This window comes from Methylocystis sp. IM3 (genome assembly GCF_038070105.1).
GTDB lineage: Bacteria > Pseudomonadota > Alphaproteobacteria > Rhizobiales > Beijerinckiaceae > Methylocystis.
Genome location: NZ_JBBPBZ010000004.1, coordinates 188,988 through 211,892 on the forward strand (window position 1 = coordinate 188,988; position 22,905 = coordinate 211,892).

General features: G+C 60.6%; 14 protein-coding genes and 5 pseudogenes. 11 read left to right on the forward strand and 8 right to left on the reverse strand.

Annotation, left to right across the window (positions count from 1 at the left end; all coding sequences use genetic code 11):
• Positions 1–2: 2 nt before the first annotated feature.
• The 8 genes and pseudogenes from WOC76_RS24385 to WOC76_RS21160 form a co-directional block, all read left to right on the forward strand.
• Positions 3–392, forward strand: a pseudogene (locus WOC76_RS24385) (hypothetical protein); the annotation flags it as partial.
• Positions 393–408: 16 nt separating this feature from the next.
• Positions 409–765, forward strand: coding sequence for a Vgb family protein (locus WOC76_RS21130; RefSeq protein WP_341102019.1), 357 nt, complete (start codon positions 409–411; stop codon positions 763–765).
• A gap of 12 nt (positions 766–777) precedes the next feature.
• A pseudogene (locus tag WOC76_RS21135) lies at positions 778–1,158 on the forward strand (Vgb family protein); the annotation flags it as partial.
• Complete coding sequence (locus WOC76_RS21140; protein WP_341102015.1) at positions 1,155–2,279, forward strand: hypothetical protein; 1,125 nt, start codon at positions 1,155–1,157, stop codon at positions 2,277–2,279. The pseudogene WOC76_RS21135 and the gene WOC76_RS21140, both read left to right, overlap by 4 nt.
• Positions 2,280–3,177: 898 nt before the next feature.
• Positions 3,178–3,594, forward strand: a complete 417-nt coding sequence (locus tag WOC76_RS21145; RefSeq protein WP_341387469.1) for a helix-turn-helix domain-containing protein — start codon at positions 3,178–3,180, stop codon at positions 3,592–3,594.
• The gene (locus WOC76_RS21150) at positions 3,591–4,286 is read left to right on the forward strand and encodes an IS630 family transposase (RefSeq protein WP_341387501.1); all 696 of its coding nucleotides are present in this window, start codon (positions 3,591–3,593) and stop codon (positions 4,284–4,286) included. The genes WOC76_RS21145 and WOC76_RS21150 overlap by 4 nt, the downstream gene beginning before the upstream one ends.
• A 182-nt stretch (positions 4,287–4,468) precedes the next feature.
• The gene (locus WOC76_RS21155; RefSeq protein ID WP_341102010.1) at positions 4,469–5,662 is read left to right on the forward strand and encodes an MFS transporter; all 1,194 of its coding nucleotides are present in this window, start codon (positions 4,469–4,471) and stop codon (positions 5,660–5,662) included.
• A 141-nt stretch (positions 5,663–5,803) separates the two neighbouring features.
• Positions 5,804–6,752, forward strand: a pseudogene (locus WOC76_RS21160) (IS630 family transposase).
• 685 nt (positions 6,753–7,437) lie between these two features.
• Here the strand turns inward: WOC76_RS21160 and WOC76_RS21165 are convergent.
• The 3 genes from WOC76_RS21165 to kdpA form a co-directional block, all read right to left on the reverse strand.
• Complete coding sequence (locus WOC76_RS21165) at positions 7,438–7,824, reverse strand: hypothetical protein (protein WP_341102007.1); 387 nt, start codon at positions 7,822–7,824, stop codon at positions 7,438–7,440.
• A gap of 24 nt (positions 7,825–7,848) precedes the next feature.
• On the reverse strand, positions 7,849–8,007 hold the full coding sequence (locus WOC76_RS21170) for a hypothetical protein (protein ID WP_341102006.1): 159 nt from the start codon (positions 8,005–8,007) through the stop codon (positions 7,849–7,851).
• Between the two features lie 245 nt (positions 8,008–8,252).
• Positions 8,253–9,425 (reverse strand): potassium-transporting ATPase subunit KdpA, encoded by a 1,173-nt coding sequence (gene kdpA / locus WOC76_RS21175; protein WP_341387502.1) that lies wholly within the window; start codon positions 9,423–9,425, stop codon positions 8,253–8,255.
• Between the two features lie 223 nt (positions 9,426–9,648).
• Here kdpA and WOC76_RS21180 point away from each other — a divergent pair.
• Positions 9,649–10,989 (forward strand): annotated as a pseudogene (locus WOC76_RS21180) (IS1380 family transposase).
• 743 nt (positions 10,990–11,732) lie between these two features.
• Here WOC76_RS21180 and smbP read toward each other — a convergent pair.
• Positions 11,733–12,071 (reverse strand): small metal-binding protein SmbP, encoded by a 339-nt coding sequence (gene smbP, locus WOC76_RS21185; RefSeq protein ID WP_341102004.1) that lies wholly within the window; start codon positions 12,069–12,071, stop codon positions 11,733–11,735.
• A 1,106-nt stretch (positions 12,072–13,177) separates the two neighbouring features.
• On the opposite strand from smbP, the gene WOC76_RS21190 reads away from it, so the two are divergent.
• Positions 13,178–14,155 (forward strand): sensor histidine kinase, encoded by a 978-nt coding sequence (locus WOC76_RS21190; RefSeq protein WP_341102002.1) that lies wholly within the window; start codon positions 13,178–13,180, stop codon positions 14,153–14,155.
• A 499-nt stretch (positions 14,156–14,654) separates the two neighbouring features.
• Here WOC76_RS21190 and WOC76_RS21195 read toward each other — a convergent pair whose 3' ends face one another.
• Positions 14,655–15,092: a trehalose-phosphatase gene (locus tag WOC76_RS21195; protein WP_341431580.1), complete on the reverse strand. Its 438-nt coding sequence runs from the start codon at positions 15,090–15,092 to the stop codon at positions 14,655–14,657.
• 554 nt (positions 15,093–15,646) lie between these two features.
• On the opposite strand from WOC76_RS21195, the pseudogene WOC76_RS21200 reads away from it, so the two are divergent.
• A pseudogene (locus WOC76_RS21200) lies at positions 15,647–15,996 on the forward strand (PQQ-dependent dehydrogenase, methanol/ethanol family); the annotation flags it as partial.
• Between the two features lie 153 nt (positions 15,997–16,149).
• On the opposite strand, the gene WOC76_RS21205 reads toward WOC76_RS21200, so the two are convergent.
• The 3 genes from WOC76_RS21205 to WOC76_RS21215 are packed head-to-tail and all read right to left on the reverse strand — an operon-like array spanning position 16,150 to position 21,698.
• Positions 16,150–17,454, reverse strand: a complete 1,305-nt coding sequence (locus WOC76_RS21205) for a TolC family protein (protein WP_341101998.1) — start codon at positions 17,452–17,454, stop codon at positions 16,150–16,152.
• Positions 17,451–20,564: an efflux RND transporter permease subunit gene (locus tag WOC76_RS21210; RefSeq protein WP_341101997.1), complete on the reverse strand. Its 3,114-nt coding sequence runs from the start codon at positions 20,562–20,564 to the stop codon at positions 17,451–17,453. Before WOC76_RS21210 ends, WOC76_RS21205 begins: the two co-directional genes overlap by 4 nt.
• Positions 20,565–20,573: 9 nt before the next feature.
• Complete coding sequence (locus WOC76_RS21215) at positions 20,574–21,698, reverse strand: efflux RND transporter periplasmic adaptor subunit (RefSeq protein ID WP_341101994.1); 1,125 nt, start codon at positions 21,696–21,698, stop codon at positions 20,574–20,576.
• Positions 21,699–22,905 lie beyond the last annotated feature (1,207 nt).

Genomic DNA, 22,905 nt, shown 5'->3' on the forward strand with positions numbered 1-22,905 from the left:
ACATGCCCTCCCTCCCAAGCTTGGTTTTCGCTGCTAGCGCCTTCGTAACTCCCTCGGCCGCTTATTCGCCGCGGGAAGTTGCGAGCGTTTCGCCTGTCGAGCTGGCATGCCCGACCTGGGATCGATCGAGTTGCGACGCCGATCGCCAGCTTCGCCTCCAAACGACCGCGACAAACGCCAAACCAGAGGCTTCCGATAGCGCAGCGGCTCGCGCGGCCGGCGACGACGTTCGCGTCGATATCAAGGAATGGCGCACGCCCACGGCTGGCGCGCATCCGCACGATCCACTTGCGACGCGCGACGGAGCGATCTGGTACACTGGCCAAATGGCCAATCTTCTCGGGCGGCTCGATCCAAAGACCGGGCAGTTTCAGGAATACCGTTTGAAAACGCCCGACTCGGGGCCGCATGGGCTGGTCGCTGACGCGACTGGCGCAATCTGGTTCACAGCAAGCTTCAAAGGCTTCATTTGGCAAGCTCGACCCCGCGTCGGGCGATGTTCGCGAGTTCACGCTGCCCGACCCGGCCGCCCGGGACCCGCACACCCCCGTTTTCGACCAGAAGGGAGTTCTGTGGTTCACCGTCATCGGGGGGAACATGCTCGGCCGTCTCGATCCGGCGACGGGCGAGATCAAACTCATCCCGTCACCAACAGCCCATTCGCTTCCCTATGGCTTATTGGTGAATTCCCAAGGGATTCCCTTCTTCGCCGAGTTCGGCTCAAACAAAATCGCGCGCGTCGATCCGGCGACGTTGAAGATCTAGGAATTTACCCTCCCGAACCCCGACGCGCGCCCGCGGCGGATTGCGGCGACGAGTGACGACGCTATTTGGTACACCGACTACGCCAGAGGATATCTCGGCCGGTTGGATCCGAAGACCGGCGAGGTCTCGGAGTGGCCGTCGCCCGGCGGGCGAGACTCCGGCCCCTACGCCATCGCCGTCGTTGACGACGTCATTTGGTACGTGGAGTCGGCCGCCTCGTCAAATATGCTGACACGATTCGATCCGAAAACCCAGACATTCGAGCGGTGGCCGATACCCTCCGGCGGCGGCGTGGTCCGCAATATGGCGCCGGCGCCCAACGGCGGCCTCGCGCTCGCGTGCAGTGGGGCCAATGCGATTGCGCTCGTCGACATCACCAGGAGAGCGCAGTGAGCATACCGGCCGTGATGTCCGAGGGCAGCGAATTGCTGAAGCCGGCATACACCCGCCGCGGCTTTCTTCCAGACGCCGATCCCCTCGCCGCGTTTCCCTTTGGCTCGCCCTACGCCGCGCTGGACGAGATCGGGCGCGACCTGCCGAGCCTGCTTTACGACAAGGGATTTCGGACCTATGCGCGCGCCCTGCATATTCCGAAGTGGAAAGACCCCGTTTCCGCCGAGACGCTGCCGCAGCTTCGTCTCTACTACGTGCGGGTTGGCTTCCTCGCTTCCGCCTATGTCAACCAGGTCGGCGAGGAGCCGGCGACGACTCTTCCCCACAACCTTGCCGGACCTCTCGTCGACGTGACGAGGCTGCTCGGGCGCCCGCCAATCCTGAGCTATGACGGCTATGCGCTGTACAATTGGAAGCGGTTCCGCAAGGACGGCCCGATCGCGCTCGGCAACATCGACACCATCCAAAATTTCGTCCACCTGTACGACGAGCGCTGGTTCATCCTCGTGCATGTCGAGATTGAGGCGATCGCAGCCGAGATCCTCAGCACGATCGCCACGATCAAGCGGGGGCTGGCGGATAACCCGGAAGTAGATCTCAGCACCGAAGTGTGGCGCATTGCAAACGCCGTGAATCGACAGGTCGAGGTGCTGAAGCGCATCCCGGAGCACATGGACGCGACGCTATACTATAGGACCTTCCGGCCTTACATCCGCTTCTTCGAAAACGTGACCTATGAGGGCGTCGACCACGCCCCCATGCAGTTTCGGGGCGAGACCGGGGCGCAAAGCAGCATCATGCCGACGTTGATCGCCCTCATGAAAATTCCCCACCGCCGCTCCGCTCTTACGGATCACCTCGACGATATGCGCAACTACATGCCGGCCGAGCATCGGGCGCTGATCGAGGAGGTCGCGGCCATGCCCGACCTTCGCCCCCTTGAAGTCAAGGAGCCGCACAACGCCATCCTCGACGCGATGGCGGCCTTTCGCCGTGTCCATTACCGCTGGGCCGAAGAATACATCAGTCGCTGGACTGACGATCGGCGGGGAACCGGCGGCACCCCCTATATGGAATGGCTGCAACAGATGCTGGTCGAAACCGAGTCCCACCGCCTTTGAGTTGCAAAGGCAGGCGAGACGGAACGGCAGCGCCAGCCAAGGAGTTTGAAAATGAAAGCGACTGCTATAGACGATTACGCCAAAGCGGGTCTGAGGCTGAGCGACTAGCCCGACCCTGGTCCCGGCGACGAAACGATGCTCATGCAGGCGCGGCCCGCGGGAGTCAATCACTTGGATCGGAGAATCCGCCAAGGGCAGTTGAGGCCCTTCATCTGTCCGCCCTTTCCCGAGGCGCGACTCGGAGATCGCCGGTAAGGTTGTGTCGGGGGGCCTCATCTAGGGCAGGAGCCCCGATCTTCGGTACAGCGAGCCAAGCGAGGCTGCGGCTATCCGGGCTTTTGGCGCAAGAGGGTTCAGCGCAGCGAGATTTCGAGCGCGACGCCCGTTAGCAATAAAATGGTGATGGGGATGGGGCGTCCATCTGACGCCGAAGGGCTGGCTCTATAGTGTGTCTGGCTTGGAAGCGGTGGAAACCACCTTATGGATTGCAAGACAATTCGCATTGGATCGGATAAAGCGCACGCCCTTGATCCATGCCCTTGACCCCGACTAAGCGCGACCAGGTTAGCCACCTTATCTGGCGCATCGGAGGAAGCCTTATTGCCTTGGCAACCGGAAGACGCCCCTCGGCATACGCACAAAGCCGATACCCTGCACCTCTGTAGGCTGTGGGCTGAGGCGGCGAACAGCGTCTTGGCCGAGACTGGCGACGAAGGCCGCGCCGTGCGCTCGGCTAACGCCGCAGTCTCAAAGGAGAGGCGGCGATGGACCAATGAAGTCATGCCCAGAAGGAACATAGGCAAGGCGGGTTTCGACCGGTGATTGAAGGCTAAGCAGGATTCCCGAACTCTGCCAACGGATGTAATTTGCGGTGATTCGTGGCGGCGGAGGGGGCGTCATGGTTGGACGATCTCCTGTCGCAGCGACGCAGGAGCAAAGAACGCGGCTTGCGCAACTGGCGTCGTCGCACGGCCGCGGCGAGGCGGACCGGGCTCGGGCGATTTTGCTGACCCTGGACGGCTGGACGAGCGCGCGCATCGGCGCGGCTTTCGGCGTTCGCGAAGATGTCGTGCGCGACTGGCGCTCGACTTTTATGCGCGAGGGCGTCGACGGGCTGGCGTCGCGCACGGCGACCGGACGCCCGCCGGTCAAGGCGATGGCGGCGCTTTCCGTCGCCGACGAAATTCTTTCCGCTCCTGTCGCGGATCGTCCGAACTGGACGCTGCCACGGCTTTCGTCCGAGATCGAACGACGCACGGGCGTCGCCATTTCCAAGTCGCGGCTTTCGGTCGTGCTGCGAAAAAAAGGGGTCTGAGCTACCGCCGTCCGCGTCACACGTTGAAAGGCCGTCAGGACGCCGACGCCATTGCGCGCGTCGGGCTTCGGCTCGCCTTGCGCAAAGCGCAAGCGAAGGCTGGCGACATTGTGCTGCTGCACGCCGATGAAAGCGAAGCGCTCACCCATCCTTATCTTGCCCGCGCCTGGGCGAAGCGCGGCGTCGATTTGCGCGTGCCGGCGCCGGGACAATCGAAAAAGATCGCGATGCTCGGCGCGCGCGACGCCGTATCGGGGGAGCTTCTGGTTGTCGCCCGCAAGACCAAGCGCAGCACCGACTTCATCCTGCTGCTCGAGGAGATCGACCGTGTTTACGGCCCCTCGCCGGGCGCAATGCGAAAGCCCGTTGTGATCGTGCTGGACAATGGCCCGATCCATGTCAGCAAGGCGACGAAAAGAGCACTCGAAGCGCGAGCGCATTGGCTCACAGTGGAATGGCTGCCGAAATATGCACCGGAACTCAATGAAATTGAGCGTTCATGGCGCGATCTGAAATCCCATCATCTCGCCCATCAGACCTTCGCGAACGAAGCCGAACTCGAAAACGCCATTCATAAGGCCGTTGCCGACATGAACGACGAACGAGCTACCCAACCGTTGGACGACTTTCGAATCTCTGCTCAGGCCCGCGAGCCGCTTTCGTGCGATCAATTGCAGAAGATGCAAGCCTAGGACATGTCAATGCGAGCCAGTGGTCTATCCGCTTGTCCTGCATCGACCGAAATCTACGTATTCCGTTATCGGGATACGATAACGTTAGCGTTATGCTGGCCCGCGTCAATCCTTTTCAAAGGGCAAAACCCTCAAGGGGGAGCGCTCCGTAACGATACGTGCAACACCTTCGAGGACTCGCCATGGCTTCAACGACCGCCCGGCAAATCTTTTCGGGGCTCTCCCGCAACACATTCCTTTTGGCGCTCGCCAGCTTGTTCGCCGACATTTCGACGGAAATGCTCTATCCCATTCTGCCGGTCTTTTTGACGCAGACGCTGCATGCGACCGGTAGCGTCGTCGGCCTGGTCGAGGGCTTCGCCCAAGCCGCCCAAAACGTCGTCCAAGGCTTCTCCGGCGCGCTATCGGACAAGCTGCAAAGAAGAAAGCCGATTGCCTTGCTCGGCTACTTCATGGCCGCGCTCGGCAAGCCGTTGATGGGCGTCGCTACGGTGTGGCCGGCCGTATTTGGCGCTCGCTTCCTCGACCGGCTGGGTTCCGGCATTCGCTCCGCGCCGCGCGACGCGCTGATCGCGTCTTCAGTCGACGATGAGAACCGAGGCAGGGCCTTTGGCCTCGAAGGCGGCGGCGATAATGCGGGGGCATTTTTGGGGCCGATCCTGGCCGCCTTTCTCCTCTATGCCCTGCATGTCGACATGCGCATGATTTTCTATGTGGCGCTGATCCCCGGGCTTCTCGCTTTTCTTATGGTTCTCCTGGTGACGGAGCGTCCCGCCGCCGCCGCCGCCAAATCGAAAATCGACGCCAGCATCTGGCGATTTCCCAAGAGCTACTGGACCTATCTGCTGGTGACGGCTTTGTTCAATCTCGGCAATTCCAGCAACTCCTTTCTCATTCTGCGCACGCGGGATTTCGGGGTGTCTCTTGAAGCGACCATTCTTATCTATGCCGCGTTCAATCTGATCGCAGCGCTGATTTCCTATCCAGCGGGGGCTCTCTCCGACCGCTTCGGCAGAAAGAATGTCCTGCTCGCCTCATTCGTCATTTTCGGCATCGCTTACCTCGGCTTCGCATTGGGCACCAGCATTCTGATGATCGCGGGATTGTTCGTTTTCTACGGGCTTTACGAGGGCGTCTTCCGCTCTGTGGGCAAGGCGTTTGCGTCCGACTTCGTGCCCGAGCATCTGCGGGCCGGAGGCATTGGCTGGTTCAGCACGACCGTTGGCCTGCTGCAACTTATCGCCAGCCTAGTCGCGGGGCTGCTTTGGGACAAAGTGGGGCATGCCGCTGTGTTCTATTATGGGGTTGCCTCCGCCGTCCTCGGCAGCCTCGCCCTCCTCTCGCTGGTGTCAGCGCGCCGAAATCCGAGCGGCTAAAAGAGCGGAGCGGATCCGTAACGACGACGTTCAAAAACGCATGAAGCTAGAGCAGGCTCCGACCGTTCTGAATCGGTCTAGGATTCCCGAATCGGCTGAAGTCTGATTCATAATTCCTGCCGCGAGGAGGAGGCGGCAGGAATGGCGCTTTCCGATGATCTTCGCAAACGCGTTGTGGAGGCGGTGGTTGTGGATGGAGGCTGTCGCGCAACGCGGCGGCAAAGCTATTTAAAGTCAGCATCGCCAGCGCGGTGCGCTGGGTCAAGCATTTCGAGACGACGGGAGATATCTCGCCCCGGCCTTGCGGCGGCGATCGCCGCTCCGGGCGTATCGAAGTCCATCGCGACTACCTCTTGGGGCTGATCCGTCGCACGCCGGACATCACCCTCCTCGAGATTCAGGAGCGCCTGATCAAGAATTGCGACGAGCATTTTTCGAGTTCGGTGTTATGGCGCTTCTTCGATCGGCATGGCGTTACGTTCAAAAAAAGAGTGCGCATGCCGCAGAGCAGCAACGTCCGGACGTCCTGAAGCGCCGCCTCGAATGGTTTGAGGGGCAGCCCGATCTCGACCCTACGAGACTTGTCTTCATCGACGAGACCGGCGCCTCGACCAATCTGGCGCGAAAAGCCGGGCGCTGCCAGCGAGGGCGACGGCTGCGCGCCGCTGTGCCGCACGGCCATTACAAGACGGTCACGCTAGTCGCGGGGTTGAGCCTCTGCGGGCTCGTCGCGTCCAAAGTCTTCGATCGCCCGATCAACGCGGCCCTCTTCGAAGAATGGGTGGAAACCTGCCTGGTTCCCACGCTCTCGAGAGGCGATATCGTCGTCATGGACAATCTGCCCGCCCACAAGGGACCTCGGGTGGAACTGTTGATCAGGGCCGCAGGAGCTGAGTTGCGCTATCTGCCGCCCTACAGCCCCGATATGAACCCGATCGAGAAGGCCTTCTCCAAACTCAAGGCTTATCTCCGCAAAATCGCCGAGCGATCTGTCGGCGGCCTGATCCGCGCACTCGAAGCCTGCGCCGACATCTTCAAGCCCGTCGAATGCGCAAACTATTTCGGCGCGTGCGGATATGATCCACCTTGATCGGAGTCTGCTCTAGGTGGGCCCACTACGGGGTCCGGCGCTCGAACATCCGCGCGGGCGGACAAGCGTCTCACCAGCGAGCAGCCCAGGCAGAGGAAGTGCGCCGCCCAATGGAAGGCCCAAAAAGCAGAACTGAAAATAGCCGACCCAACCGCAAACTGGCCCGCCTATTGGCGCCAATGCGACAGACGGCTTAAAGTCTCCGGGCGCTGATGCGTCAATTTTCTCCGCGCGTGCGAGGGCCTCTTTTCACGGAGGCCCAGCCGTCGGTGGGAGGCGCTACGACGGAGAGCTCGGTAAACCAACCTTCTACCGGCGCCGACGGCCACGCGGCGCTTGGTTCGGCCATCCGATCAGCCTCTCGTTTGTCTCGCGCCTCGCACCGAAACATTTGCGCTCCGCGGTGATCGAGCGTCCGACTACCAATCGGCCCCTATTAGCGGCTGATCGAGCGATTGGCATGCTATTGTACCAATATCCTCGCGGGCTCCGATTGCGAGCGAGGGGTCGTGGTGAACACTTTTCGATTTCGGAGCAATGCCTTCAGATCTCACCTCGTTTGTTTTGGCGTTAAGGAAGCTGCGCAAAGCCAGCGTTGCGTTCTTGCACCTCCTGCAATGTGACGTCGTTTTATTTCAAAAATCGCGCGACCAGCCGATTGTGGCCTAAGGCCCGTATGTCAATCTTACGTGAACGCCTTGAACGATAGCACGCCGCCGACCAGCAGGAAACCAATCCCAACGACAGGCAACGCCACATGCAACGTTGGCCCCGCCGTCTGCATGATCCCCACCAACTGCATCGGGAAGACCATTCGTGCGAAGCCGATGACGACCGACAGCCATCCGAAAATGGTGATCAGCACTGGCCAGCCGCCCGTCCAGCGATTATGGAAATAGATGATCGCAAGACCTGGCACGAAAGCGGCGTAGCCCGCGAGCACGATCATCATAGGAAATTTCGATAGCTCCTCGATCATCGACGGCATCGCGCCGAGGTTAAGGAGCACCATCAAGGCCGTGGCGAGGAGCGTCGGCCCGAGCAGGGCGGCGATGGTTTTCGAGGTCGTCATTGACTGGCCCTTTCGTCGTCCGGATCAGTTGCGCGTCCGGCCCTTGTGAACACGGCCCTTGCTCGCCGGGGGCTCCTTCTTCGATTCGAGGATCGGCGCGCGCTTCGGCGCGCACGCCCGGTCTGAGAGGGCGTGCAGATTTTCGCCATTCTTACCGAACGTCCTCTCCTTCGATTTGCCCATTGGTTAGGCTCCTCCAGCGGGATACGGGGAGATAAATTGTTGAAGGCGCCCAGCTTGGGCGCCCCTTTCCTGCGGCCATCCGGCACAAGGGGTCAGTCGCTCGGATGATTCCTCGTGCAGCTTCTTCTCTGCTGAATGATAGGGTGAGATAGTGAATTTCAAAGGCTTGCGGCGGTGGATACGTGACAAATGTCTTCAACTCCTTGTGCCATAACTGTCGGGGAGCGTTCCCGTGATCTGCGGGGTCAAAAGACCTTGCCGCTTGAAAGCAGGAGATGCTCCACGAGAGGTCCGAGCGTAATCGCCGGAAAGAAATCGAGTAATGTGACGATCACCGTCACCCCCAGAAGGAGAAACACGAACATCGCGCCATCCGTGGGAAACGTCCCCGCCGATGGCAGGACCTTTTTCTTCTGAGCGAGCGAACCGGCGATGGCCATGATCGGGACGACGCTCGCAACGCGTCCGACAATCATCACAATGCCGGTCGTCGTGTTAAACCAGACGGTGTTGACCGTCAGACCGCCGAAGGCCGAGCCGTTATCAGATGTGGTCGAGGCGAAGGCGTACAATATCTCGCTGAAGCCATGAGACCCCGAGTTTCCGCGACTGTCGAGCGCGATCTTCAAATTGACCGACACCGCCGTGAAGGCGAGCGTCAGCAAGGGCGTCAGCAGCACATACAGCATCGCCAACCTTATCTCGCGCGCCTCAATCTTCTTGCCCAGGTACTCAGGGGTGCGCCCGACCATGAGCCCGGCCAGGAAGACGGAGACAATGGCGAGTATAAGGATGACATAGAGTCCTGTGCCGACGCCGCCGGGAGCAATGCAGCCCATCAGAAGATTGAGCATCGGAACGAGCCCGCCAATGGGCGTCAATGAGTCGAATGTCGCATTGGCGGCGCCCGTTCCCGTCCCTGTCGTGGCCGCGGCAAAAAGCGCCGCGCCCGCTTGGCTGAACCGCAAGTCCTTGCCTTCCCGGTTGCCCCCGGCGGGATCGACGCCGATGTCTGTCAGCAGCGGATTGCCTGCGGCCTCCGCGTGATAGAGAGCCGCGACGCCCACGATGAAAATGATCGCCATGACCGCCAAGAGGCTGCGGCCTTGGCGCGGATCGCCAACCATTCGGCCAAACATGAAGACAAAGGCGACCGGGAGGAAAAGCTGGCTCCAGCACTCCAACATGTTCGTCAAGGCGCTGGGATTTTCAAAGGGGTGGGCGGAATTCGCGTTCAGATATCCGCCGCCGTTGTTGCCGAGCAGCTTGATGGCTTCTTGGCTGGCGATCGGGCCGATTGCGATAGTCTGCTTTGTGCCTTCGAGCGCGGGAGACGGAAGGCATGAACGACGGCTCCGACGTCGTGTCCGACTGGCCGCGCGAGCGGCGGCAGTTGCGTCGGGCTCAAAATCGCCAATGTCGACCCGCGAGTGTCATAACGGTTTCGTCCTCGACACGATATTGGCCTCAAACGGCCAACCAAAATCTCGCCCGAGCGCGCGAGCAAGATAGTGGCTAGCCCATCTTATTCAGCGAGGAGGATATCGTGGGCTGGCGGATGTGGCGTAAAATATTGATTTGACGTATGGATTAGTTGCTCACGCTGATCGCTCACGCCATCTCATCACAGCCACACCCGCCATGATTGAAGATAGCCTTCTGCCGTTTTCGTTTCCAGCCGTTGACCGCAAGAAGATCACCGCCGCATTCGACGGCGGACGCATCACCTCGGACGCCGGCGTGATGTTGGTGGGGCAAGCCGAGCGCCGGCTGGGGCTGGCGGACAAGCTCGCAGCCATCATTGCCGGTACGCGCAATCCGTTGTTGATCACTCATTCGCTCACCAGCATTTTTCGTGCGCGCATTCTCGCTATCGCTTGCGGTTACGAAGACGCAGACGATCTCGATCATCTACGCAAGGATCCGGCCTTCAAGATCGCCTGCGGGCGCTTGCCCGATACAGGGAACGATTTGTGCTCGCAGCCGACCATGTCGCGATGGGAGAATGCGCCGACTTTGCGCGAAATCGTCAAGCTTGGCGGCGTGCTGATCGATCTTTACTGCACCAGCTACGCTGCGCCTCCGAAGCCGTCACACTCGATATCGACGACACCTGCGACGTCGTGCATGGGCATCAGCAACTGTCACTGTTCAATGCGCACTACGATGAGCGCTGCTTCCTGCCGATCCATATTTACGACACCGCGACCGGACGTCCTGTCGCCATCATTCTACGTCCGGGAAAGACGCCGACCGGGAAGGAAGTGCGCGGTCATTTGCGCCGGATCGTCCGCCGCATCCGCGCGCATTGGCCGACGACGAAGATCACCATTCGCGGCGACGGGCACTATGGCCGCCGCGAGGTGATGGATTGGTGCGAGGACAATGACCTCGATTATGTTTTCGGCCTGTCCGGCAATAAGCTTCTCGCCGCCGCCGTCGAAGAAAAGGCCGACGACATCCGCACCCGTCGCGGGTTGGAACAGATGCTTGTCCTGCGCGGTTACGCGCAAACGAACTACGCCGCCAAATCCTGGCGGGGCGAGCGCCGCGTCTGCGCCCGCATCGAAGCGACGGAAATGGGGCTCGATATTCGCTATGTCGTCACCAACATTGCAAATGGCTCGCCCGAGCATGTCTACGACGCGCTCTATTGCGCGTGGCCAGATGGAAAATCTGATCAAATTGCACAAGAGCCAGCTGGCGTCGGATCGCACCTCCTGCCGCACGCCGCTCGCAAACCAGATGCGGCTCTTCCTGCATACTGCCGCCTACTGGCTGATGCTCGAACTGCGCGACGCCATTCCGAAACTCCATCCGCTCGCAGTCGCCGAATTTGCCACCTTGCGCGAGAAGCTGCTCAAGATCGGCGCGCGCATCGTCGAGACCGCAAGCCGCATCCGCCTTGCGCTCGCCAGCGCTTGCCCACAAGCCGAGCTATTCCGATGTCTAGCCGGCGCGTTACAGCCGGCAGGACCGTGAACGACGGGGCAGAGACCCCGTCCGCAGCCCCAGAGAGCCCAATCCGTTCACCTCTAACGCGTTCAAAAAGTGCGGAACCACCCAGCGGTAAAACGCAAAGGCAGACACCCGTCCGCGATCATACCGCGGAAAAATTCAGCAAAGCCCGTCGGCTGGGTGAATAGGACGGGCTAGTGGGCTCGTCATTTCCAGGGACCATCCGAGCCCATGAGGCGTTTTGGCAGCTAACGCGTTGCAGCAAGACAATTAGCGTCATACATAGCGAAAGCCATAAGGAATAATTACATCCCGCTCGAAGGGCGTTTCTCTTCACCCTCAACGGGGCGTGCTTTCCTGGGCATGCCATTTGCACGTTTTAACGTGCTAGGATCGAAAATAAAATCTCGACCCCCAATTGACCCTTTGAAAGCCAATGTCGAAGGGCCGCGCCGCATGTAGAATAAGACAGATGTGTTGGGTACCGACAAAACCAACACATCTCCCCTTATTTCTTCGACCTCCACAAGTAATGGCTCGCCGGGACGATCAACATCTATAAGAAGTATTTTGGCCATTGCTCATACCCAAAATATACAAGCCTCAGAAACAGGCGCACGACCGCCGGATGAGAAGCCCATTTTTGTCTCCCGAAAGAAACTTTCCTGGCCGTTCTTCATCGAGCCAGTTGCTCCTTTTCGACTTCCGCGGTCGGTGCAAAGAGCGAGCTAAAGCCCGCCGCCGGCGACGACCCTTAAGTCAGGCAATCATTTCGTTGCTGCTTCGAGGTGCGTTAAGGCCTCTTCTGCATGCTTTGTCGCGACATCCGCGTGCTTTTGCTTTCCATGATCAATGGCCGCTTTCAGGTGGACGATGCCTTCCTTGGTATGGGCATTGTCCTTGGCTTTCTCCGCCGCTTCCGCATGGGTAAGCGCCGCTTCCGCATGTGTCACCAGCACATCCCCATGGCCCTGCTTGCCATGCTCAATTGCTTCTTTGGTATGGCTAATTGCCTCGGCGAGATGGTCCTCGGCCAGAGCGAAGCTCGGCCCCAGGAGAACGGCGACACCAAGACCAAGGGCGAGCGTGAAAGTTCTACGGTTCATAATCTATCCTCCCTCCGCCAACCCTCAGGCTTGAGGGATAGGGCCGTTCAGCGGGAAATGGCCGAGCCCAGAGGCAAGGACCGGCCTTCACTTAATCGATAAATTCGTCGAGATCGACAACAAATTCATCGAGTCCAGGGCGCTCTGTTAGCGAACTCCCTTGCTCTTCCCGATATGCGACATGCAGATCTGGCGGCACCCATTGGCCTTCAAGGGCCTTCCGGTCAGATCGGCATCAAGATTTAGCATTCTCAGGAGCGACTTTCAATCGTCTTGCGACTTTTATCTACACGTGATACGATCTAAAAGTTCTTTAGTCAAGCGATCATGCCGATGCGAGAGTCGCGGAGAGCACGCCTGGTCGCGACAAGCGAATAAATGCGAGGGCCTCCGCCCTTGTCTTCTGCTCAAGCGAGGGCTTATGGCCCGGCGCAGCGATCCCAAGCGGCGCTCAAATAAGAAGGGTCTGGCATGTTGTCGTTTCGTAAGCAACGCGAAGTTGCCTGCCTATAACGCATGGAGTCGCCGGGCGCGCCCAACTTGCGCCCACAAACGTCGTCGCGCCGCCGATGGCGTCTGATAAAAATCGCCACTCACGCCGTTGAGACAGATCAACGTTCGTCGCGCAAAGCCTATCTTCATCAGGAAATCCTTCGTGTCCCTGCCTTGCGCCATGGCTGTGGGCCTAAAGTCATCAAGTCGCGAAACCGTCCAAACCAACTAATTCAAACGAACTGTCACCCGATGGCCGATGACGAATCCCTGCGTCTCTTGACGCCAGCCAAGCAAAGGCGGCAATAGACCCCCGCTCTTCAACGCGAACCGCTACATTCTCGCAGCGGCCTGGATAGGCGTGGCTCAGTGAATGCAAAAAAAACGACGCTTCGAAGAAGCGTCGTGAAGTTGAAGATAGAGAGTCCATCGTAGACAGTTACCTGTTCTACGAAAGTGATGATAGGGCGCCGGTGTTTCCGTTTTATTTCCTTGGACCAATTTCGGTAAGAAAGCATTCCAAATCTGTTCGTAGCTGCAGCCGCCTTCCTCTTGCCACCGTTGTCGACGCCCATATCCGTGCGGAAGCCCCAACTGTCGAGGAAGTATGAGCGATGAATTGGCTGGACCAACTTTGTAAACTTTCGAGAAGCCGCGGGGGCTCCCGGGCTTGGACTATCGCTCTCGCTCTATTCGCCACAAGCCTCGCAGTACGTTTCCTCTTCGCCCCTTCGCTCCACGGGTTAAAGTTCCTCACATTTTATCCAGCCATTGCGCTTGCCACCCTGGTTTGTGGCTGGCCCCAAGGCGTCGTTGTCCTCGTCCTTTCCGCACTCTCTGCCTGGTATTTCTTGTTCGTGCCAAGCGACGTCTTCTCTCTTAACTACGCCAGCGAAGCCGCTGCGCTCTTTGGCTTCATGATGGTCGCTGGTTTCGTAGTCGTTCTGGTCGGTATCCTGCGCGAGACAATCAGACGTCTCGATCTCGCCAAGGCGGCGCAGGAGACCCTATTCTCCGAGCTTCAGCACCGGGTTGCCAATAACTTGCAATTGGTTGTCGCTTTGCTCAGGAACGCGCAGCGAAATCTGCGCAACCCTGTTGTGGCGGCTGAAACCTTAAACGATGCTGAGGAGCGCATCATCGCGATGTCCAAGCTGCACCGCCACCTCCATGACGGAACCGCTTTCGTAAACGGCCTTGAGCCTCTCTTGAGGGAGATGCTATCAAACACCTTCCAACACTTGCCGGTGACTGTCGGGATAAACGTCAGGGACGTATCGGACCTCTCGATCGACCAAATGACGGCGATAACCCTCCTGGTGAACGAGGCCGCAATTAACGCAGCAAAGCATGTGTTCTCTAAGGGACGAGGCAGGACCTTCAACGTCTGCCTTCGGGAAGCTAAGGGTCGGCTCCGCTTGGATATTCAAGACGATGGGCCCGGCATCCGCGAGGACGCCATCGGCGCCGAAGCTCATTCACTTGGGATGGGCATTATGGAGGCATTCGCGAACCAACTTGGCGGTCCATTAGAGGTTGCTAATGATGGCGGCGCCTCGCTGAGCGTCGAATTTGGCGCTTCTCGGTCCTGATGCAATCCGCTTCGTCTTCCTTCCTCCATGCGCGCCTATACTCAATCTTGACGAGGTCGTGTGGACGCGCGAAAACCCCGGAAGGGCTGAAGTAGACTGTCAAAGTGCCTTCCGCGTCTTGCGGTTCGTCACGCCCGCTTGGTTGAGCGCAAAGCAGAATCGTCAGAAGCGCCTCTTTTCCGTCAAATATTTATTGCTGGCCCGGCAGGCCCGTGGTTCACTCGTTCCGTTCTAGGGCTCCCGTAGGTGCAGCTGAGTTTCTTCAAAAGTGGGTTCGGAAACTGGCGTCGACGCGTGACAGCGCAAAACGCTTCCTTGATTTCAAGGAAGGTGCAATGCTCCACGAGAGCACCGCTGGAGAGCTCATCGAGTATCCTTCGTCAGATGGTTTGAGACACTTTTTTGCTTTTTGGAGTCGAGGGCTCTGGCTCAATTGACGAAGGCACAATCTCGTACACCATTCGTCCCGGACTGATCGTGAAATCGCCAAGGCGGCTTTTTAGCGGTCGCCGTAGCTCGTATTCGATCTGGGGGCCAGCCCTGAGGTTCGATAATGTATCGACATCGAACTCCGCTTTGCTTCGATGCTGGCGCCTTCGAATTTCCTGCTGAGCGACGACACGACTTCGATGATTGCGGCAGGAAGGGGCCGGGCCGACAAGGAGATCCGCTCGTGACCTAAGTGGAACTCCGCTCCATGCCCCCCCGCAATGATAGGCCGAAAGGGAGCCAAATGAGCGTCTACTGTTTCGATCGGTCGACCCGTGACAATCGCTAAGGCGCCGCCCAACGCGTTGTCCCCGCGCGCCAGCAGGGCTGGCAACTCCTCTGGGACGTGGATGGACTCTTGGGAAGGCGCAATATCAACGAGAGTGCCGTCGAAATCGAGAAAGAGAGCCCAGCCGGCGTTTGTCTTGAAGTTGGATTTCTTGGTCACTTGCGCCTCCATTGGGTTTTGGCTCTCTAACCTCTCAATTTCTAAGCTACCTCGCAGATTGCATTAAGAATATCTAGTGTGAAATGAGCATTCACTGCTCAGTGGTTTGCCCGTCATGCACGCGACCCGGGCTAGCGGCTTCACTCGTTATCATGACTCCTTCGGGAAGGCGCTGCCTCGATCGGCTCGCGCTGCTCCATCTGCACGAATTAAGGAAAATAAAGGGAGACTTTACAAGCCTGTTCAAAAGTGACGCGGATGAATTGTGACGACTTAGCTCCAGGGTGGAAAACGGTAGGGATCTTGTTCTGCCGAAGACCCAAATGGTGATTGTCGGGGCTTCTTTAAAACGTCGGCTGAGACGTGGGTTTGCGGGAAGAAGATCATTCGAATTTTGTTAGCGGCCCCAGTGGGCATCCTCGCTTTTGTGACCTCGGGGCAGTCCTACGCACAGAAGAAGTGGCGGCTCTCGTCAAAATACGCGCCAAGAGCTCCAGCCGCCGCGGCGCCTGCCCCCGCTGCTCCCCCGACGGCGGCCGCCGCCGCGGCTATAGATCAACACGGAGAACGTCGGCAAGCTGGCTCCCGCCTAGCAGTTTTCGGCCGGAGTGCTGCGCGGCAACGAGGGCTCGCCGCTCGTTGTTGGCGACGTAATGTAGCTGCATACGCCGTTCGCAACATCGTCTACGCACTCGACCTGAAGGACCCGTGGCATCAGCTCCTCTGGAAATCTCAGCCCAAGCAGGTCCCGTCGGTCGTGCCGGTCATGTGCTGCGACACGATCAACCGTGGCCTCGCTTATGGAAACGGCAAAATTTTCCTCACCCAGGCCGACACGACCCTCGTCGCGCTATGTGGCGGTGCTGTCTGGCGTCGGCCTCACGGCGGGCCTGTCCAAGTCGAAGGAGGGCCTTGGCGCTCGTCGGCAACTACGCCTCGCTCGCCAATTACACGGCGTTCCGCGGCGTGCTGACCGTCTTCGCGCTGCCGAACTAAGCAACAGCAGACAAGAAAGCTGCGGCGGGGTGAAGGCGGCGCTAGGCGGTCTAAGCGTCAATCAATCAGGCGCATATCCCTGCGCCTGATTGAGCCGCGAGATCGCGACGCCAACGGCGACGGTCATCGCCGCTTGCGCCCGTTGCGCATCTAGTTGCAGCTGGCGAATGCGGTAGAAATCCAAGCCGCCGATTTCGCCGAGCGCAAAGGACCTGCGCGCCAACTCGAATTGCTCTTTGGCGACGCCGAGGCGCTTGTTCGCAATTGAGGAGGCGCGCTTGACCGCTGCGAGGTGGGCGCGCGCCGCCTTGATCTCCGCGAGCACGACTCGCCTGGCCTTTTCAAGGTGAGCGTGCGCGCGGGTTATCTCCGCGTGCGCCTTCGCCCGTCGAGGCCCCTGGCGGCCGTCCGTCGGCAAAGGAATGCGAAGGCGCACGCCCACCGTAGTGGCGTTAGTGAGCTGATCTGTGATCGGCTGCGAGTGGTCGGTCGAATATTGCCGATTGTGTTCCTGCCGGCCGAAAACGGCGACGTCCGGACTGTCGATCGGCGTCGCCTCGACGAGCTGCAGCTGCGCCTCGGCGCGGCGCAGCGTCGCGGTCGGCGTGCGCAAGGCCGGATGATCCTCTATAGGGCAGGCGGGCTTCAGGGTTTCAAGCGTTCCGTCGGGGGGCGCGCCGCCGGTGAGCGCTTCATAATTCACGCGTGCGACTTTCTCCGCGCCCTCGGCCTGCGCGAGCTCGGTCTCGGCGGCGAGTAATTCGTTTTTCGCAAGCAGCGCGTCGGCTTGCGCCGCTTCGCCGAGCTCTACCCGCCGCGCCATATCGACGCCAATCTCGCGCGCCGTGACCACGCGGTTACGCGCCACGCTCGCCTCTCGCGCCGCGCGCTGGGCGTTCCACCAGGCGTTGCGCAAGAGGCCTGCGACTTCGAGGCGCCGAAGGGCGATGCGCTCTTCGACTTCTATAGCGCCCGTAGCGACGGTCGTCTCCATGGCGTCGCGTTGGCCGGGGAGCCACAGAGGCAAGCCGGCCTCGACCTCCGTTTCATTGTAGTTGCGCAAGTTGCCCGCAACTGCGTTGCGCTGCGTGCCGCCGAGATAGGGCGAGCCCGGCGTGATCGAACGCGTCGTGGCGAAGCGGGCCGTCACTGCACCAAATTGCGCAGCGAGCCCCTGGCTCTGCGCATCTATCGCCACCGCCATGTCGAGATGGCGCATGAGCACGTGGCCGAGCGGCGCCTTCCTCCTTTTCTCGATCGGCTGGTCGCCCTTTAAGGTCACTCGACCGGTCGGCTTCGGCCCGGCGATGGCGTCAGCCGTTAATGTGCAAAGGGACAGCGCGACGATCGCCGCCTTTTGTCTCATGCCTCGATCTCCTTTTTCAGAAAACGGCTCCGCTTGATGCGCAGCCGCCAACCGGTCGCACGATCGTAGAGGATCGGCAGAAGTAAAAGCGTGAGCACCGTCGCAGAAATCAGGCCGCCAATCACCACAATGGCGAGGGGGCGCTGGATCTCGGCGCCGGGGCCGGTGGCGAAGAGAAAGGGAATGAGGCCGAAGGCGGCGATGGTCGCGGTCAGCATGACGGGGCGCATGCGCCGCCGCGCGCCCTCGACGACGGCTTCGCGCGTCGTGCGGTTCCCCTCTGAAACGAGTTTGTTGATGTAGGAGATCAGGACTACGCCGTTCAGCACGGCGATGCCAATCAGCGCGATGAAGCCGACCGATGCCGGAACCGAGAGAAACTCGCCGGAGAGCCAAAGGCCGAGAATGCCGCCGATCGCCGCGAAGGGCACGTTGCAGAAGACTAATGTGGCCTGCAGCGCCGAATTGAAAGTGAAGTACAACAGAAGGAAGATCAGCGCCAGAGCGATGGGCACGACGACGGCGAGGCGTGCGGAGGCGCGTTGCTGATTCTCGAACTGACCACCCCATTGATAGCTATAGCCCTTGGGCGTCTTCACATGACGCGCCACCGCGGCTTTCGCCTCGTCCACGAAGCCGACGAGATCGCGCCCCTCGACATTGGCGAGAACGGTCGCCAAGCGCCGTCCTTTCTCGCGGATCACCTGAATGGGGCCGTTCTCGGCCCGCACCTCCGCAAGCTGTGAGAGTTCGACGACCTTGCCGTCGTTGGAGACCATGGGCAGGCGCGCGAAGTCGACCGAAGATCGGCGCGAGGTCTCTGAGCCGCGAATGACGAGCGGCGTGCGGATCGGGCCTTCGAGGACAATTCCGACCTGATGGCCATCGACCCACACGCGCAGCGCGTCCTGAATCTCGCCGGCGTTGAGGCCAAAGCGTCCGGCCGCGAGCCTGTCGACCCGCGCCGTGAGGTAGCGCATGCCGTCGTTTTGCAGGCCGAAGACGTCGCGCGCGCCCGGAATCTTCTTGAGTTCCGTCGCGACCTCGCGCGTGAGCCGGTTGAGCTCGGTGATGTCGTCGCCAAAAATCTTCACGACCACATCGCCGCGCGCGCCGATGATCATCTCTTGCACGCGCATGTCGATCGGCTGCGAGAAGGCGTAGGAAATGCCAGGGATGTCGTCGAGCACCTCGCGGATCTGGTCGACCAGCCAGTCCATACCGTGGCCGCGCCATTCTTCTTGCGGGGCAAGGGTCAGGAAATTATCCGTCTCGTTGAGGCCGACGGGATCGATCCCCAATTCATCGGCGCCAGCGCGGGCCATCATCCCTTTCACTTCCGGCACCTTCTCCATGATCTCGCGCTGAATCAGCTTATCCGTCTCCGCCGCCACGGCGACGCTAATCGTCGGATGCTTGCGCACGGTGATGACTGGCGTGCCTTCGTTCATCACCGGCATGAAGGTCTGGCCGATCCGCGAATAGGCGAGCCCGGCGATAATGAGGCCGCAGACTGCTAGGCCCGCGATGATGAGAGGATGCCCTAGCGAAAACTCAAGCACAGGTTCATACCGTGCAGCTATTTTGCGCACGAGCCACGGCTCGTCGGCGGCGCCGGAACGTAGGATGCTCGCGCTCAGCGCTGGAACGACTGTCAGTGATAAAACGAGCGCCGAGCCGAGGGCAAAGGCGATGGTAAGCGCCACTGGCGCGAACAGGCGACCCTCGAGACCTTCCAGCGAGAGGAGCGGCAGGAAAACCGTCACGATGATGACGACGCCTGAGGTAAGCGGCGTCGCGACTTCTCTCGTCGCCTCGAGCGTCATGAAGATGCGGTCGGCGAGCGCTGCGTCATGGGCGTGAGCGAGCCGGTGCTCGACATTCTCCACCACGACCACCGCGCAGTCAACGAGGAGCCCAATGGCGATCGCGAGGCCGCCGAGCGACATGATATTGGCCGAAAGCCCCCAGACCCGCATGATCCCGAAGGTCGCGAGCGCCGCAAGGGGCAGGATGACCGAGACGACGAGCGCGGCCCGGAAGTTGCCAAGAAACAAAGCCAGCAGGATGACGACCAGGACGATAGCCTCGAGCAGCACTTTCTGCACGGTCCAGACCGCCTTGCCGATCAGCTCGCTGCGGTCGTAGAAAATTTCGATTTTTGCGCCCTTGGGCAGCAAAGGCTCGATCTCGGCCAGACGCGCCTTGACCCCGGAAACCACTGTCCGCGCGTCGGCGCCGCGCAGGCCGAGCACCAGAGCCCAGACCGCCTCGCCTTCGCCGTTGCGGGTGACGACGCCGTTGCGCGGCAAGGAGCCATAGCGCACTTCCGCCACGTCGCCGACGCGAACGATGCCGGTCTTGAGCGACTCGATTACGACCGAGCGAATGTCTTCGAGCGAACGCAGTCGGCCCTCGGCGCGCACCAGCATCGCCTCCTCGCCGTCGCGGACGCGGCCGGCGCCGTCGTTGCGGTTGTTCTTAGAGAGGGCCTTTTCGAGCATGGCCACCGTGACCCCCCGAGCCGCCATGGCGGCAGGCGACGGCGCCACTTCAAAGGTCCGCACGAAGCCGCCGAGAACATTGAGGTCGGCGACACCGGGAAGGCCGCGAATGGCGGGGCGGATCGTCCAGTCAATCAGGCTGCGTTGCTCCGTCGGCGTCAGGTCGCCGCCCACTAGCGTGAACATCAGCATCTCGCCGAGCGGCGTGACAATTGGCGCGAGCCCGCCGATGACGCCGTCCGGCAGCTGATCCTGAACCTGCGCAAGGCGCTCGTTGACCTGCGCGCGCGCCCAGTAAATGTCGGTTCCTTCCGAAAATTCAAAGGTGAGCAGCGCCACCGAGTAGCGCGTCGTGGAGCGCATGCGCACGAGCGACGGAATGCCCTTGACGGCGATCTCGATGGGCGCGGTTACGCGCGCCTCCAGCTCCTCGGGCGTCAGGCCCGGCGCGCGCATGGCCACGAGCACCTGCACCGGCGCGACGTCGGGAAAGGCGTCTATTGGAAGCTTGAGATAGCTCACCGCCCCCCAGGCCGCGACGAACAGCGCGCAAAGGAAGGTGAGCAGCCGCTGGCGAAGCGAGAAATGGATCAGGCGCTCAAGCATGACGGACGATCACTTGCTTTCGATCTCCGCCACTTCAGCGAGAAGCGTCAGCAGGCCGCGCGTCGCCACCCGCTCGCCCGCCTGGAGCGCCCCCTGCACGGAGGAGAATTGCGGGGTCTCGGAGACGAGCGTCACCGGGATGGCGCGGAAGCCCTCGGGAACGCGCAGGAAAACCCAGTTGTGATTGCGATGGCTGACAACCGCGTCCGCCGGCACGCGCCACTGGGACGCGCCGCCGCCCTTGACCCGGAGAATCGCCGTGACCGCCTGCCCCGGCCGCAGCGGGCTGCGCCCCGGCCGGAACTCCGCCACCGCCGTTACGGACTGGGTCGCTGAATCGACCGTGTGGCCGATTCGAATGAGCCTGCCCTCGAGCCCGGCCGACGGCAGATGCACCTTCTCGACGCTCTCGAGCGCGACCGCGCGGCTCAGCGGCGCCTGAAGATTGACCCAAATCGGATCGAGTCTGGCGATTGTCACAAGCGGGGCCGAGGCCTGCACGCGCTCGCCGGTCGTGCCGTGACGCTGGAGAATTGTGCCCCCGATCGGCGCGCGGACGAGAAGCGAGCTTGCGAGCTTGCGGTCCTTCTTCAGTTCGGCGATCTCGCCCTCCGTCATGCCGGCGAGCGCGAGGATCTGGGCGCGCTCGTCCAGCGTCGCGCGCGCCTGCGCCGCCTCCGCGCGGGTCACGATCAACCGGCGCTCGGCGATGATCTTCTCCTTGAACAGCTGCTCGTCGCGGCGAAGCTTCTCGGCCGCGAGATTGGCGTCGGAGAGCGCATGGAGATAGGCGCGCTGTGATTCCACGAGCTCCGAGGATTTGAGCGTCGCAATCGGGTCGCCCTCCGTCACGTCCTCGTCCGGCGCGACGAGCAGCGTCTCGACGAGGCCCGCGGCCGGAGCGGCCACGATGCGCAACTGCTGCGGCGGCACGGTGACGACGCCCGGGACGACGATCTCGCCGACGCCCGATTCGGGCTCGACCGGCTGCGTCTCGATCCCGGCGGCCTTAATCTGCGCCTCCGTCAGCGGCGCGACGATCTCCGCGCCGGACTGCAAAGGCGCCGCGGCGGCCAATACCGGCGACATAATTGGAATGATTGCAAGAAAGGTGACGGAGAGCGTGCTCAGCAAGGCTCCCCTAGCCAGACACACCCCCCTTCGCCAGCGTCGCGTGGAGCCTATAGCGCTTCGACCCTTGTCGCAGACCAACCGAAAAGCTGCAAATTGCGCTTGCGCCGAACGCCTTCCAGCAAAGCAGCAAAGAACCCCTGCCGGCCAAAGTTCATAGGCAAGCCGGCCCAGGCCCTGATCTTGCGCCATGCGTCAAATGCTCCAGTCTTTGATGGTAGATCCTCAATCGCAAGGCAACCCGCCTATGTCGTTTCGGGTTAGTCCCGTCATAATTCAGAAAATCATCGCATGCGAGAAGCTCTATATCGCAGAACGACATAACACAAGGAGAAATAACGTGGGAAGGTGGCGACATCGAGGCGCGGGCTCGGGTCCGCCTCGAGCAGCTTGGGACACGTCTGTGTTGCGATTCCTTGAAGCGAAAAACAACATCATCGTCCCACGATTTGCGTCTTGTCGTCTTACGAGCGAAGCATATTCGCGGATCTGAACTATGACCGAGAAGTTGTAACATTTCCGAAAAGGCGGGAACATTTCACAGTCAAGGCTAGGCATTTAGCTGCGCATTGTTCCTCGAGGGCTGGGAGCCCCATGCATGTTTCATATCGGCTTCATTGGAGCGGCGAGCGGATGTTACCCGAGGGTTTGGCACAAGTTATCGCAGTGCGGACTACGAAGCAGTGGCCAGTCGAGCTGAAAGTCGCCGAAGCAGCATCCATAACAAACGTACCAAGCGCCCGTACTATCACGATAGAATTCAAAGGCGATTTGCTAGCCAGCTTGGCGCAGCTCGTTTGAAGCCTGTCGTTGAAGGTGCCATTTTCGGTCACGTCGTCGATCTCATCCAAGATCCTGACGGCGACCCAAATCATCTGCGACAAACGTCGGCGGCACTGACCGACATCCCTGTGAAATCGAGCGTCTCTTCTCGGGCCTGATGGACCGGTAACAGCTACCATATTACGCCAAATTTGGCTTTGATTGTACAGCTCGTTGGTCAGCGGCAGGATGTGCGTCAAGGTGGATAAAGGTAGGACGCATTGTGGCGAGCGAGCTTTGTAAGGACTATCTCGCTCTTGGGTATTGGGTTTTTGCTATGACCGCTGCTGCCACACAGGCCTCGCCGCTGTGGCCTCCCCAAAGAGGAAGCCGCTGAGATGGATAAAAGGATAGGAGAGGTTGTCCTCTTCACTCACGATCTGATTTA

Bases quoted from the DNA above. Each gene is read 5' to 3' on its own strand.
- WOC76_RS21130 (WP_341102019.1), top strand. From the start codon at position 409: ATGGGCTGGTCGCTGACGCGACTGGCGCAATCTGGTTCACAGCAAGCT.
- WOC76_RS21145 (WP_341387469.1), top strand. From the start codon at position 3,178: ATGGTTGGACGATCTCCTGTCGCAGCGACGCAGGAGCAAAGAACGCGG.
- WOC76_RS21155 (WP_341102010.1), top strand. From the start codon at position 4,469: ATGGCTTCAACGACCGCCCGGCAAATCTTTTCGGGGCTCTCCCGCAAC.
- WOC76_RS21210 (WP_341101997.1), bottom strand. From the start codon at position 20,564: ATGCTTGAGCGCCTGATCCATTTCTCGCTTCGCCAGCGGCTGCTCACC.
- WOC76_RS21170 (WP_341102006.1), bottom strand. From the start codon at position 8,007: ATGGGCAAATCGAAGGAGAGGACGTTCGGTAAGAATGGCGAAAATCTG.
- WOC76_RS21205 (WP_341101998.1), bottom strand. From the start codon at position 17,454: ATGAGACAAAAGGCGGCGATCGTCGCGCTGTCCCTTTGCACATTAACG.
- WOC76_RS21165 (WP_341102007.1), bottom strand. From the start codon at position 7,824: ATGACGACCTCGAAAACCATCGCCGCCCTGCTCGGGCCGACGCTCCTC.
- smbP (WP_341102004.1), bottom strand. From the start codon at position 12,071: ATGAACCGTAGAACTTTCACGCTCGCCCTTGGTCTTGGTGTCGCCGTT.
- WOC76_RS21190 (WP_341102002.1), top strand. From the start codon at position 13,178: ATGAATTGGCTGGACCAACTTTGTAAACTTTCGAGAAGCCGCGGGGGC.